This window comes from Pedobacter sp. Bi27 (genome assembly GCF_918698255.1).
In the GTDB taxonomy this organism is placed as follows: domain Bacteria; phylum Bacteroidota; class Bacteroidia; order Sphingobacteriales; family Sphingobacteriaceae; genus Pedobacter.
This window is the reverse complement of the sequence record NZ_CAKKMW010000002.1, coordinates 903,112-917,193: the sequence shown is the minus strand read 5'-3', so window position 1 is coordinate 917,193 and position 14,082 is coordinate 903,112. Positions and strand designations below refer to the sequence as shown.

Sequence of the window (14,082 nt, the reverse complement as noted above, 5' to 3'; positions counted from 1 at the left end):
TTGATCTTCCATTTTATAAAATTGTTTTCAATTGAGATGGAACGATCATGATTTCAGGTCAATCATAATAAAACCAAAATATGAAACGAGTATTTATTTCTGCACTAATGTTGTTCATTTTTACCGCCTCTTTTGCTCAAAAATTTAACTGGAACAAAAACCAGGTGATTGCCCATCGTGGGGCATGGAAGAAAAATAATTTTCCTCAAAATTCTATCGCTTCATTAAACGAAGCTGTAAAGCTGGGTTGTTATGGATCGGAATTCGATGTGTGGATGACTGCAGACAATGTTTTGGTCATTAATCACGATCCTGAATTTCAGGGTTTGGTTATCGAAAAAGTAAACTATGCTGATTTATTGACGAAAACCATGAGCAATGGCGAAAAAATTCCTACGCTTGAGGCTTATTTATTGGAAGGTAAAAAGCAAAGAACAACCAAACTGATTTTAGAGATCAAACCTTCATTAGTTAGTAAAGAACGTGGAATTGAGGTGACCAATAAATGTGTTGAAATGGTTCAGAAACTCAAGGTAGTGGAGTGGACGGAGTATATCAGTTTTGACTACGATTACTGTAAAAGGATTCTAGCGCTCTTACCAAAAGCCAAAGTGGCCTACTTAAAAGGCGAAATCAGTGCTGAGCAAATGAAAGCAGATAAATTAACCGGGGTTGATTATCATTTTAGTGTTTACCAAAAAGATGGGTGGATTGAAAATGCCCACAAGTTAGGCTTAAAGGTAAATGCCTGGACGGTAAACACTGTTCCCGAAATTCAATGGCTTTTGGCACATCAGGTTGATTATATTACCACTAATGAGCCAGAATTGACCTTCGAAGAGCTCAAAAAAACACCTGTTGCAAGGGGTTGGAAATTGAAATGGGCTGATGAATTTAACGATGCGGGATTACCATTAGCAAAAAATTGGAGTTACGATGTAGGTGGAAAAGGTTGGGGCAATAATGAGCTTCAATATTATACCGATGCAGATAGCACAAATGCAATTGTAAAAAAAGGGAGTCTGAATATTACTGCGGTAAAAGCAGACAAGGAAAACAACCATTATACTTCGGCCAGATTGGTAACGAAAAATAAATTCGATTTTAAATACGGAAGGGTAGAAGTTCGCGCCATGTTGCCAAAAGGCAGGGGCTTATGGCCTGCTATATGGGCTTTACCAACCGAAGGGAAATACGGCGGCTGGCCAAAGAGCGGCGAAATTGATATTATGGAACATGTAGGTTATGATCCGGATAGCGTTCATGGAACGGTACATACCGAAAAATTTAACCACGTAATTAAAACGCAGGTTGGCAAGGCCTTAAAGGTTGATAATCCTTATACCGAATATCATATTTATGCGGTAGAATGGTTTGCAGATAGAATAGATTTCTTTATTGATAACCAAAAATACCTCACTTTTAAAAATACCAAAAAAGGATCTGGCGATTGGCCATTCGATCAAAACTTCCATCTTATTTTAAATGTAGCTGTTGGCGGTGGTTGGGGTGGAAAAAAAGGAATAGACGAATCTATTTTTCCCGCAAGTATGAAGGTTGATTATGTAAGGGTGTTTCAGAAGTAATATTTTGTTAGTTCAATGGTTCATCGGCCATTGGTTATTAGTCGACGGTCATAATTAAATTGACTAAGAACTTCATGCTGATGAGCACCATAAATTAACTGTCTACTGAAAATTGCTAATTGGCAATTGAAATTATAACTTGCGGTATCTAAGCTATATTGTATAATTTATGGACTCACGTAGAGAATTTCTAAAAAAAGCGGCCTTGTTTGCCGGAGCCACTGGCATGGCCAATACCTTGCCCAGTTCGGTGCTAAAAGCCATGTCGATTAATCCTGAGCCGGGCAGTACATTTTACGATGCCGAACACATTGTTTTCCTGATGCAGGAGAACCGTTCTTTCGACCATATGTTTGGTAAAATGAAAGGTGTTCGCGGGTTTAACGATCCTCACCCACACATTCAACCTGATGGAAACAAAGTTTGGTTGCAAAAAGACGGTCAGGGTTATACCTATGCCCCTTTTCACGTGGATATCAACAAAACGAAAATCAGCTGGCAAGGTGGTTTACCGCATTCATGGAACGACCAGGTTGCGGCACGAAATGGTGGCCGTTACGATAAATGGTTGCCGGTTAAAACACCAATGACATTGGCTTATTACGATCGGAATGATATTCCTTTTTATTATGCCATGGCCGATGCTTTTACCATTTGCGATCAGCATTTTTGCTCATCGCTAACGGGAACAACGCCAAACAGACTGTTCTTTTTTACAGGAACCGTTCGCGGAGAAAAAAGCGCAAACCGGGTTGCGGTGGTCAATAACGATCAGGCTGAATCGCAAAATAATGTATTTGTAGATTGGCCAACTTTTCAGGAAACCTTAGAAGATAATGGTATCGATTGGCGCATTTACCAAAACGAATTATGGACTTCCAAACTTCCCGAAGGCGAAATAGATGATTGGTTGGGTAATTATGGCGATAATCCTATAGAGTACATCAGCAGGCATAACGTTAAATTATCGGCTTACTTTAGAAAAAACGGCGATAATACCGTTGAACCGGCTCTAACCGCAAAAGAGGTTCAGGAGAAATACGATAAGTTATCACAAAAGGAAAAAAACTTGGTAGATAAAGCGTTTACCACAAACATTTCTCAAAAAGATTATCTCGATCTTGAACCATTTACTTTTAAGAACGACCAAGGTAAGTCTGAAACGATTAATGTGCCTAAAAGCGATATTTTCCATCAGTTTAGAAAAGATGTAGATAGCGGGAAATTACCAACGGTTTCGTGGTTGGTTGCGCCTCAACGTTTTTCCGATCATACCAGCTCACCATTGTATGGAACCTGGTATGTAAGTGAAGCCCTCGATATTTTAACCAAAAACCCAGAGGTTTGGAAAAAAACAATTTTTGTTTTAACCTACGATGAAAATGATGGTTACTTTGATCATCAGCCACCTTTTGTGGTGCCAAACCCTGATGATTCAACCAGCGGAAAGGTATCTGAAGGAATAAACTATGCCACTGATTTTGAAGCAAGAAAGGGAAGCCCGATCGGCTTGGGCTATCGTGTACCATTGGTTATTGCCTCACCCTGGAGCAAGGGTGGTTTTGTAAACTCGCAGGTTTTCGATCATACTTCATCATTAATGTTTATGGAAAAATGGCTGGCTAGAAAAACAGGTAAAACCATTAAAAGTAACAACATTAGCGATTGGCGAAGAAATATCTGTGGCGATTTAACCTCGGTGTTCAGACCGTACAATGGAGAAGAAATTAAATCTCCTGAACCACTAAAACGCGATGTGGTAGTAACCAACATCGGTAATGCAAAAAACAAACCTGCCCAGGTTGGTCCTACGGCACTTAATAAAACAGAAATTGCAAAAATAAATAAATTTGAGGCCTTTTCTGCTGAGACATCTAATCATGCCCCTAAGCAGGAGAACGGAACAAAACATGCCTGTGCCTTGCCTTATCATTTAATGGTTGATGCAAATCTGGTTAACAACGAAATAGTACTTACTTTTCAATCGGCAAAAACCTTGTTCGGTAGCGAAACAGAAACTGTTGGTGCGCCTTTCAACATGAATACCATAGCCAAATTTAAAGGTGTTGCGGGCAAAACATGGGCCTATGCTGTAAAAGCTGGCGATGTGTTAAATGACAGCATTAAACTGGATGATTTTGATAACGAAGTTTATGATCTTACAATAAGTGGTCCGAATGGTTTTTACAGACATTTCGTAGGCGGCAAAAAAAATCCTTCCGTTATTGTAAAAGCATATCCAGAGCAAGCTGGTTTGGTAAGCAAAAAACTTACGGGTGCCCTGGTTTTCGCTATTGAGAACAAGGGCGCGAGTTTAGTTACGCTTGAAATTGTAGATAACAAATACAAATCAGGGAGCAAAACGGTAACAATCAAGCCAAAATCGGGTACAAACATCTCGTTTAATCTGGCTAAAAATGCGAATTGGTACGATTTCAGTATTGTGCAGGCAGGCAATACCACATTTAAACACCGTTATGCAGGTAAAATAGAAACCGGAGAAATTACCCAAACCGACCCATACATGGGTAATGCATAATAATATAATATCCCCCAAAAAGGGGGATGGCTTTTGAAAGAAATTATGCTTATTTTGTATTACATGTGCAGTAAACTGTCTATAATCAAAATAAATTTCATAGTTTCTTTCATTTTGCTTTTTAGCCTTCAGCTATCGGCCCAAAGCTATAATTTTACCAATTACAGCCTAAAAGATGGCTTGCCTCAATCGCAGGTAATGGTAATTTATCAAGCAAAAGACAGGACGCTTTGGCTGGGTACTTTTGGTGGTGTAAGTAATTTCGATGGCAGGCAATTTACCTCATACAGTAAAGCCGATGGATTAGGTTCAAATTCAGTAAACTGTATTGCCGAGGATAACCAGCGCCAAATGCTTTTTGGTACTGAAACAGGTATCAGCATTCTTAAACGCGGAAAAATAAGCACCCTGTTTTCGGGTAAAGGGGTAAGCCATTTGCTTAAAGACAAAGAGGGTGTTATTTGGGGAATAAGTGAACATAAGCTTTTCAAAATTGAAAAGAATAAAATTGTTTTTTATTCCATTGCCAATAAAAATATTAATACCATAAACAGCGATAACGATGGAAACCTATATGCCGCTGTATCAGGAAAAGGGATTTATCAGCTAAAGAATAACAATTGGACAATCTACCAGGAGTTACCGTCAGCCATTAATACTTCATCTATCCGGAAGATTTTATTCGATAAAACAGTAAACAACAAGGCCTATCTCTTAACCGACCGTGGCGGAATTTATGTGCTGGAAAACGGAATAATTAAGCCGTTTTTTAAAAAAGAGGGCATTGATACCTATTATTCCATCGCGCAGGATCATCGTGGAAATATGTGGGTAGGCTCAGAAAAAGGAGCTTACTTGATCAATAAAAACGGGGCGATCATAAATTTTAACGGAGAAAATGGATTGAGCGATAACCAGGTTAACGAAATATTTAGCGATGCCGAAAATAATATCTGGATATCTTGTTTTAGTGATGGTATTTACAAATATGAAGGCGATGCTTTTATTCGTTACAATAGGTTTAAGGGCAAGAATCTGGCTTATCCGATAAGCGGAATAGCGGCAGATAAAAATGATAACCTCTGGTTTGGCACTTTTAATAAAGGTGTTTTTAAGTATGATGGTAAAGAGGTACAAAACGTTAATATTCCCGCCTTTAAGGATAAAAAAATCTACTTCGTTTATGCCGATAAAGCCAAAAATATTTGGTTCTCTACCTATGGTAAAGGCATTTGGAAGTACGACGGAGAGAAATTTAGTCAGGTATTAAAGCCAGATAAATTTGATAACAGCTCGATAGCTGAAGACGAGGAAGGAGGGATCTGGATAAACGGTCTCATGTCATCTACCTATTTAAAGGATGGGAAAACCGAACGGATAAGCGGATTTGATGGCTATTTATCGTGTATTTACCCCTTGCGGAAGGATAGCGTGTTTCTTGGCACCTCAAACGGCGTTACACTTATCAAAAACAAAAAGATAGATAAAACATTTCGTATCAAATCGCTCACCAATGTTTACGTACTGAGCATTATAAGGCAGGGTGAAAATTTAATTTTTGCTACGCTTGGCGATGGGATCATCACCTGGAATTTAAAAACAAAAGCCATTAAACGTTATGTTGTTGCCAATGGGTTAAACTCAAATGATATTTATAGCCTTGCAACCGATAATGAAAATAATTTATGGGCCGGAACAGGGCGGGGGATTAACAAATTAACTTTTAATAGGCAACAACAAAGTTATGAAGTTTTCAGGGATCATCCGTTAATTGTTGAGTGTAACCAAAACGCAATTATCAATTACAAAAACAGCATTTTGGTAGGTACTATAAATGGACTCATTCAATGCAAAACCAATGTACTCCCAGGGAATAAAAAAAATCCTTTTATCCATATTCAACAGGTTAGTGTTTTTCATAAAAATGATCGGGCAAAAGATCTTTCAGTAGATCTGAACGGAAAAGGCGATAAATTTTATAAACTTAACTACAGTCAAAACCACATTTCGATAAGTTTTAAAGGGGTTTATCTCACCAATCCAGAAAGTGTACTTTACCGCTACAAACTGGTCGGGGTAGATAACGATTTCAGCAAACCTGTACCCAACACAGAGATCGAATATTCGGCCATAAGACCAGGTAGTTATACTTTTCAGGTTTATGCTATTGCAAATGGCGAGCAATCAAATATCGAACAGTTTAGCTTTACCATTGTACCGCCGTATTATGATACCATTATATTTAAGATTGGCGCATTTTTGGTGCTTATTTTCCTGATCTGGCTTATCTTTTATCTCATTTTTAAAACCAGAGAACGTAAAAAACATCAGTTCGAAAAGTTAAAATTAAAAGAGCAGGAAAAAATAAGAAAGCAAACTGCAGAAGATTTTCATGATGACATTGGCAATAAACTGACCCGGATTAATGTTTTATCCGAAATTTTGGATAAAAAGGTAGCTGGAACCGAAAAAGAGCAAAAAGAACTGATCAGGCTAATCAGAGAGAATGCCAGCCTGCTTTATACCGGAACTAAAGATATTCTTTGGGCGCTAGACCCACATAGCGATAATCTTTTTGAGATATTGATGCACATTAAAAATTTTGGAATCGATCTTTTCCAAAACACCGGCGTTACATTTAAAATGGAAGGCGTGTTAAGCAAATATCAAAAACTACACCTATCGATGGAGTTTAACAGAAACCTAACATTAATTTTTAAGGAGATGTTAAACAATGTGTTAAAACATGCCAAAGCAAGCCAGGTATTGATTATGGTTATTGAAACCGATCATGATACAGTAAACATCTTAACAACAGACGATGGCGAAGGTTTTGACCTTGAAACGGTACAGAAAGGAAGAGGATTAAACAATATTCAAACACGCTGCAAACGTATAAAATCGACCTTTCAGATTTCTTCTATAAAGGGGAAAGGCACCACTACAACAATTTCTACCAGAATTCCTGTTACAAAATAGCACTAAAAGTGTCTTAATTAAAACCAACCACAAAAATGAGCCAGAATTTACGAATTGTTCTAATCGAAGATGACGATATTTTAAGAATGGGTTATGAATCGTTATTAAGCGATGTTGAAGATTTTGTAGTCGTTAACGCTTATGCATCATACGATTTGGCCAAAAAATACTTAGAGGCCGATCATCCAGATGTGATTTTGCTCGATATCCAGATGCCAGGCACCAACGGGCTGCAGGCCTTACCTTTTATCAAAAAGGCCTTACCTAACGCGAATATTATTATCCTCACCGTTTTTGATTCGCCCGAATTGGTTTTCGAAGCCCTAACCATGGGCGCAGGTGGCTACCTCACCAAAAATTCGAGCGCCTCAAAAATTATAGATGCCGTAAGAGAAGTGAGTACTGGCGGAGGGGCCATGAGTACAAATGTAGCGCGCATTGTAATGCATTCTTTTCAAAAAAACCTGAATTCTCCTTTAACTAAACGCGAAACCGAAATATTAGATCGGATTGCAAATGGACAAACAAAATCTCAAATCGCAAACGATCTCTTTATTGATCAGGAAACCGTAAGGAGCCATGTAAAAAATATTTACATCAAACTCGATGTAAACTCCAAATCAGAAGCGATTAAAACAGCCAAAGAAAAGCGCTTTATTTAATCTATACCTATATTTTTCTAAAAAATAATGCGAAAATCACCCTTTTTGGGTGATGCTTTGGGTTCAATTTCAGTTTAATTTTACATCATACAATTAAACAAGGCAATGAACCAATCTGTAAAATTCTTTTATATGCAAGTAAAGCAACTAAATGATGCAGATGCATTTTATGCCAACTGTTTAGGGATGCCGACAGAATCGACAATGATTTCTGAAAAGGAAAAAGGAATCATGGTTAGGGCAGATCACGAGACCAATATTTTCCTGTCAGAACAAAAGCATCAAAACCAGACCAATAAAATTGTATTAACCAGCGATGATTGTTTAGAAGATTACTGCAGACTAAAATCGAGAGGGGTTATTTTTAAAAACAGACCAGCTTACTTAAGTGAGGGTTTAAGTATCGAATTTTCTGATCCTTATGGTAATCATTTTATCATATTGGAACAGCGTAACTACAATGAGGATTAATGTTATGAGGTACGTAAAAGAATTGAGCAATAGGAATAAAATTATAAGTGAAAGCACCTGTGAGGCCATTTATGAGCAACAGAACGATGCTTATACCATTAAATTCGTTTTTAACGGAACCGAAAATTGCGAAATTAACAAGCGTAAGTTTAGCATTTATCCCGATACTTTCGCTGTAGTAAATGCCGGAACAAATTTTAGCAGCAAAATAGATTCGATAAGTCCGGTAAATACATTTTCAGTTTCTTTTGGCGAAAAATTTATTAAAGATTTTCACCACACTTTTTCGAACAGCAACGAAAGTTTGCTTGCCGGAAAAGAAGCTGGTGAAACACCTCCTTTTATCGAATCACTTTATCCGTTTTCTGGCGATATGCGCTTTAATGTGCTGCATTTAAAAAGTCAGCTCGATAAAGGTTTGAAAGACGAAATGCTGATTAATGAATACCTGTACCACTGCCTTTTAAACTATTATAAAATTTATGATAAAGAGGTAGCTCAGAAATTGGATAAACTCAGCTTTATCAAACCAAAAACCCGCGAAGAGGTTTTAAAAAGATTAACACTTGCTAAAGAATACATTAGCAGCAATTACAATCAAAATATAACATTAGAAAACATTGCCGAACAGGCGTGTTTATCGGTTAACCATTTGCTAAGAACATTTAAAGAAGCATATGAGATTAGCCCATACCAGTTTTTAGTGCAGTTAAGATTAAACAGGGCTAAAAAACTATTGCAAACTACTACTTATTCCTTAAACGAAATAGTAGGTTTAGTTGGGTTTGAATGCCCAAGTTCATTCATCAGGTTATTTAAACACACGTTCAATATTACCCCGCTAAAATATAGAAAGAGTAGGTTGAATTAAAGTATAAATAGTGATTTCTGCATATTTAGAATGTTGGGATGAAACTATTTTTGAAGCTCTTGCAGGACAATTTGTAGAAGTTTTTTCCTGTTTAGGTTAATAATGATTAAAAAAGCAAACTGCCAGGATTGGGGTTTGCTTTTTTGCGTTTATACCGACCGTTTCTAAAATGGTGATTTTCGCACATTTTCGAATTTCGGCAGCGCCTAAATTGCCTGTTGATTTGGTTTCATGCGTATCTGCTAAAACTAAAGAACAAATTATTTACTAACTATTTATTTCGAAACATGAAACAAAAATTACTATTGATTTTAATGGTTGCGGTTTTGTCTTATTTCAACGCCCTGGCGCAGAATAAAACAATAACCGGAAAGGTGGTTGATGCTGATGATGGTTTACCATTGCCCGGCGTATCAATAAAAGTAAAGGGTACTACACAGTTGACGCAAACCACTGGACAGGGAACCTTTTCTATTGCCATACCTTCAGATGCACAAACGCTAGTGCTAAGTTATGTGGGCTATACCGAGCAGGAAGTAAGAATAACCGGCGAAACGTTAAATATTCGCATGGTATCATCAGCTAGAAATCTTCAGGATGTTATGGTTATTGGTTATGGAACAGTAAAGAAAGAAAACTTTACGGGTTCTGCAGCGGTAGTTAAAGAGGACGTTTTCAAAGACCGTCCGGTTACTTCTTTTGAAAAGGTCTTACAGGGTGCAGCTGCAGGTGTTCAAGTTACCAGTGTATCTGGTCAGCCAGGCGCTACTTCTACTGTTAGGATTCGTGGAGTAGGTTCCTTCACAGCTTCGAGTACCCCGCTTTATGTAGTTGATGGTATTGCCATTACTAATGGCGATTTAAGTTCAGTTGCACAAACTTCTGATGTACTTTCTTCAATAAATCCCAACGACATTGCTTCGGTAACGGTATTAAAAGATGCGACCGCTGCAGCTATTTATGGTTCTAGGGCAGCAAATGGTGTGGTATTGATCACAACAAAGCAAGGAAAGGCAGGCCAAACTAAATTGAATCTAAGCTCTAGCACCGGATATTCTTACCAGGCAGTAGATAAACACGAGGTAATGGATGCCACACAATATTACAAAACATTTTGGGATGTTTATTATGCGCAGCGTTTAGCAGCGGGTTTAGCTCCTGATGCCGCAGCTACTGCTGCAAACGGATTAACTAATGCTAAATTAGTTGTAAATCCATACAACACAGTTAATCCTTACACAGCAAATGGAGTATTGGCTAATGGAGCATCATTGCTTTACGATACCGATTGGCGTGATGAAGTATTACGTAGAGGTGTAACTAAAAATATCGATTTATCAGCTAGCGGCGGTAATGACAGAAGTAAATTCTTTGTTTCTGGGGGGTACTTTGAGCAAAATGGCATTGTAATTCGCTCTGATTTTAAACGCTATTCAGGCAAGTTTAACTTCAATACCGATGTTACCGATTTCTTAAAAGTGGGTATTAACAACAGTTTGACCCGTACCGAACAAAACACCCCGGCCGGAAGTACTGGTTCTGATAACCCGGTAAACTTTGCCGATCAAACAGCCAATATTTATCCGTTATATGTACGTGATACAAACGGAAACGTAGTGTACGATGCAGTCGGAAACCCTGTCTACAACTACATTAACCCGGTTACACCAGATTTTAACCCCGTTGGTTTATCTAAACTGAATGAATACAATACCATAACCAACAGGGTTATTACCAGCCCTTATGCGGAGGTTCGGTTTTTAAAAGATTTTGTTGTTAAAAGTATGGTAGGAGTTGATTATATCAACAACCGGGAGCGCCAGTTCTACAACATGGAGCATGGCGACGGGGTGAGTGTAAAAGGACGCGCATACCGTTATTCTAAAGAGGATGTTACTGTAACGTTTCAAAATACTTTAACCTATAACAAAACTTTCAATCAGCATAATTTCGATGTTTTATTAGGGCAGGAAGCGTACCGTTCAAAGCGTGATTTTAACTACTCGCAGGTTACAGGATTCCCTTTCCCGGGTACTAATGAGCAAATAGCAGCATCAACACCGTCAACAGTACAATCTTATTATACTCAACAAAGGTTTGCCTCGTATTTTTCGCGTTTGCAATATAACTATGCAGGTAAGTATTATCTATCTGGGAGTTTAAGAAGAGACGGTTCATCTGTTTTTGGAAATGACAATAAATATGGAACATTTTATTCTGTTGGTGGTGGATGGCGCATCGGCAGAGAGAATTTCTTAAAAGATGTAAACTGGATTGATGAATTAAAGTTAAGAGCCAGTTATGGTACTTCAGGTAATGACAGAATTGATCGTTATGCAGCCCAAGGTTTATATGGCCTGGGTAAAAACTACGAAGGACAATCGGGTATTAACTACGTTCAACTCGAAAATGTAAACCTGAAATGGGAACAGAATTCAACTTTAGATATTGGTGTGGAGTTCGCTTTCCTGAAAGGAAAAATTAGCGGTGAAGCCTCATATTATAAAAGAGGATCTAAAGGCTTATTGTTTGATCAGCCTCTTACAAGATTGACTGGTTTTGATAATTTGACTACAAACCTTGCCTCAATGGATAATTACGGTGTAGAGATTTTATTAAACGGAAACCCGGTTAAAACCAAAGATTTCGATTGGAATATCTCTTTTAACATTACTTCTAATAGAAACAAAATCAATGCAATGACCCAAAATGAGGTAATTGATGGTACCAAAAGATGGAAAGTGGGTGAAGATAGATATCAGTGGTATCTACGCGATTATGCAGGGGTTGATCCGGCAGATGGCCGGCCAATGTGGTATACCGACGAAATTGTAAATGGTCAGGCTACAGGCAACAGAATTACCACAAAAAACTGGTCAACCGCAACACGTTATGATGGTTTAGGTTCTTCGCTACCAAAATTCACCGGAGGTTTTAACAATACATTTAGATATAGAGAATTTGATTTAAGCGTATTCACTTATTTTTCTACCGGTGCTAAAATTTACGACACCTTATATGGTAATCTGATGCATAGTGGGGGTTCTGTAGGTAAGCAATTATCAATAGATAATTTTAACAGCTGGCAAAAACCAGGTGACATAACCGATGTGCCCCGCTTTGTAATCAATAATACTGATTTAGGAAACAACCAATCAAGCCGTTTCTTGTACGACGGATCGTTTATGCGTGTTAAAAATATCACCTTAGGCTACTCTTTAAGGAAAAACTGGTTAGAAACCGTCCATTTGTCGAATGTTAGGGTGTATTTAATGGCTGAAAATCCATTTACATGGGCTAAACATAAAGGTATGGATCCTGAATCAGCCCTTACCGGTTTAACTGATAACGATATTCCAAATGTTAAAACATTCACGTTAGGTCTTAATGTTGGATTTTAATTGATAAAGTAATGAGAAAGATAAAAACATATAAAACGGCCTTATATACTGGAGTAATGCTTCTTCTTGTTGGGGCAACATCCTGCAAGAAAGAATTTTTGCAAGTAACCCCAACACAACAAATAAATGCTAAAGATGCTTTTTCATCAGGAGCAAAAATACAGGCAGCCATGACTGGTATTTACGATCTTACTACCTTTTCGGGCTATACTAATAACATGATATTAAGTGCCGATGTTAAGGGTAACGATGTAATGATTGTCAGCGGTGCTGGAAACTATAACCGTTTTGTAGCACAATATCAGTTTGTAGAAACAGTAAACAACGGCGATGCCTATGCCTGGTGGCAGTACAGTTATAAAGTGATTTCAAATGCAAATCAGTTTGTTGTTAATATTCCGGATGCTCCTATAAGCGATGCCCTAAAAACAGAATATTTAGCGGAAGCACGTGCATTGAGAGCTTATACTTACTTTTGGCTGGTGCGTTGGTTTGCCCAACCTTACAGCGTAAATCCTGAAGCCCTTGGTGTACCCATTTTAAGAAAACCACTTGGACCAGATGAAACATCTCCGGCAAGGGATAAAGTAAAAGATGTATACGCTTTTATTATTGATGATTTGAAATATGCGGAAACAAACTTACCAACAACAGGCAGGACCAGTATTTATAGAATGAGTGTTCCTGCTATACAAGGTATGTTAGCTCGTGTTTATTTAAACATGGGTAATTGGGCCGAAGCTAGTCGCTATGCTAAGTTAGCGCGTGCGGCCAAACCATTAAGTACGGCAGCCGCATTGTTAACAGGTTTTAATAATCCAACTTCTGAGTGGATTTACGCCATCAATGTAAGAACAGATGATAACCAGGGTTTCCTTGCGGTATCATCATTTTACGACCCTTACGATTCAGGTTACTCAAGCTTTAGGGTTACTGATGATTTCTTTAATTCTTTTGCAGCAAACGACGAGCGTAAAAAGCAATTTCTGGTTAAAAGTAGCCCAACGGCAGCTGCAAGTACCGCAGCATATAGAAGAAGGGGTGAGGGGTATCTGATCAATAAGTTCGACTTTACAACTACGCCTGCTAATAATCAGGTGCTAATTCGCTCTTCAGAGATGTATTTAATTGAAGCAGAGGCTGAAGCAAGACTAGGTAACGAACCCGCAGCTAAACAGGCGTTATTGGCTATTCAACAACGCGCTGGGATAGCTACAGTTGTTTCTGTGAACACAGGTAATGCTTTAATTGAAGAGATACTAACGGAGCGCAATAAAGAGTTATATGGTGAAGGACATAAGTTTTTTGATTTGTTGCGTACGAAAAAAGGTGTCGACAGAACCGGCTCTACTGTACACTGGAAAATTGTAAACTTTCCGTCTGGCGATAACAGATTGGTTTCTCCAATTCCACAAGCAGAATTAGATGCAAATCCAGTGTTGAAACCACAACAGAACCCTGGATATTAGTTCTTTTTAACAAACAAAATCTAAGCGATAGAAAGCCGTTTCAATTCATTTTGAAAGGGCTTTCTGCTTAATATCACATTTTAGTTACCTCAGCATTATGGTGT

At 38.1% G+C, this 14,082-nt stretch carries 8 protein-coding genes; all 8 read left to right on the top strand.

Features of this window, described 5'->3' with window-relative positions:
* The first annotated feature begins 80 nt into the window (after positions 1–80).
* The 8 genes from LQ227_RS09345 to LQ227_RS09310 all read left to right on the top strand — a co-directional run bounded on the left by LQ227_RS09345 (position 81) and on the right by LQ227_RS09310 (position 13,978).
* Entirely contained in the window at positions 81–1,586 is a 1,506-nt protein-coding gene (locus tag LQ227_RS09345; RefSeq protein WP_230142940.1) for a glycerophosphodiester phosphodiesterase family protein, read from the top strand.
* Between the two features lie 169 nt (positions 1,587–1,755).
* Positions 1,756–4,125 (top strand): phosphocholine-specific phospholipase C, encoded by a 2,370-nt coding sequence (locus LQ227_RS09340; RefSeq protein WP_230149141.1) that lies wholly within the window; start codon positions 1,756–1,758, stop codon positions 4,123–4,125.
* A 114-nt stretch (positions 4,126–4,239) separates the two neighbouring features.
* Positions 4,240–7,104: a two-component regulator propeller domain-containing protein gene (locus tag LQ227_RS09335; protein WP_230149136.1), complete on the top strand. Its 2,865-nt coding sequence runs from the start codon at positions 4,240–4,242 to the stop codon at positions 7,102–7,104.
* A gap of 35 nt (positions 7,105–7,139) precedes the next feature.
* Complete coding sequence (locus tag LQ227_RS09330; RefSeq protein ID WP_215165074.1) at positions 7,140–7,766, top strand: response regulator transcription factor; 627 nt, start codon at positions 7,140–7,142, stop codon at positions 7,764–7,766.
* A gap of 132 nt (positions 7,767–7,898) precedes the next feature.
* A complete protein-coding gene (locus tag LQ227_RS09325) occupies positions 7,899–8,237 on the top strand; it encodes a VOC family protein (protein WP_230149133.1) in 339 nt (112 codons plus the stop codon).
* Between the two features lie 4 nt (positions 8,238–8,241).
* Entirely contained in the window at positions 8,242–9,108 is an 867-nt protein-coding gene (locus tag LQ227_RS09320; RefSeq protein WP_230149132.1) for an AraC family transcriptional regulator, read from the top strand.
* 287 nt (positions 9,109–9,395) lie between these two features.
* On the top strand, positions 9,396–12,509 hold the full coding sequence (locus LQ227_RS09315; protein ID WP_230149130.1) for a TonB-dependent receptor: 3,114 nt from the start codon (positions 9,396–9,398) through the stop codon (positions 12,507–12,509).
* Between the two features lie 11 nt (positions 12,510–12,520).
* Positions 12,521–13,978, top strand: coding sequence for a RagB/SusD family nutrient uptake outer membrane protein (locus LQ227_RS09310; protein WP_230142929.1), 1,458 nt, complete (start codon positions 12,521–12,523; stop codon positions 13,976–13,978).
* Positions 13,979–14,082 lie beyond the last annotated feature (104 nt).

Excerpts from the sequence above, each read along its gene's own strand:
- LQ227_RS09345 (WP_230142940.1), top strand. The coding sequence starts at position 81 with ATGAAACGAGTATTTATTTCTGCACTAATGTTGTTCATTTTTACCGCC.
- LQ227_RS09340 (WP_230149141.1), top strand. The coding sequence starts at position 1,756 with ATGGACTCACGTAGAGAATTTCTAAAAAAAGCGGCCTTGTTTGCCGGA.
- LQ227_RS09330 (WP_215165074.1), top strand. The coding sequence starts at position 7,140 with ATGAGCCAGAATTTACGAATTGTTCTAATCGAAGATGACGATATTTTA.
- LQ227_RS09325 (WP_230149133.1), top strand. The coding sequence starts at position 7,899 with ATGCAAGTAAAGCAACTAAATGATGCAGATGCATTTTATGCCAACTGT.
- LQ227_RS09320 (WP_230149132.1), top strand. The coding sequence starts at position 8,242 with ATGAGGTACGTAAAAGAATTGAGCAATAGGAATAAAATTATAAGTGAA.
- LQ227_RS09315 (WP_230149130.1), top strand. The coding sequence starts at position 9,396 with ATGAAACAAAAATTACTATTGATTTTAATGGTTGCGGTTTTGTCTTAT.
- LQ227_RS09310 (WP_230142929.1), top strand. The coding sequence starts at position 12,521 with ATGAGAAAGATAAAAACATATAAAACGGCCTTATATACTGGAGTAATG.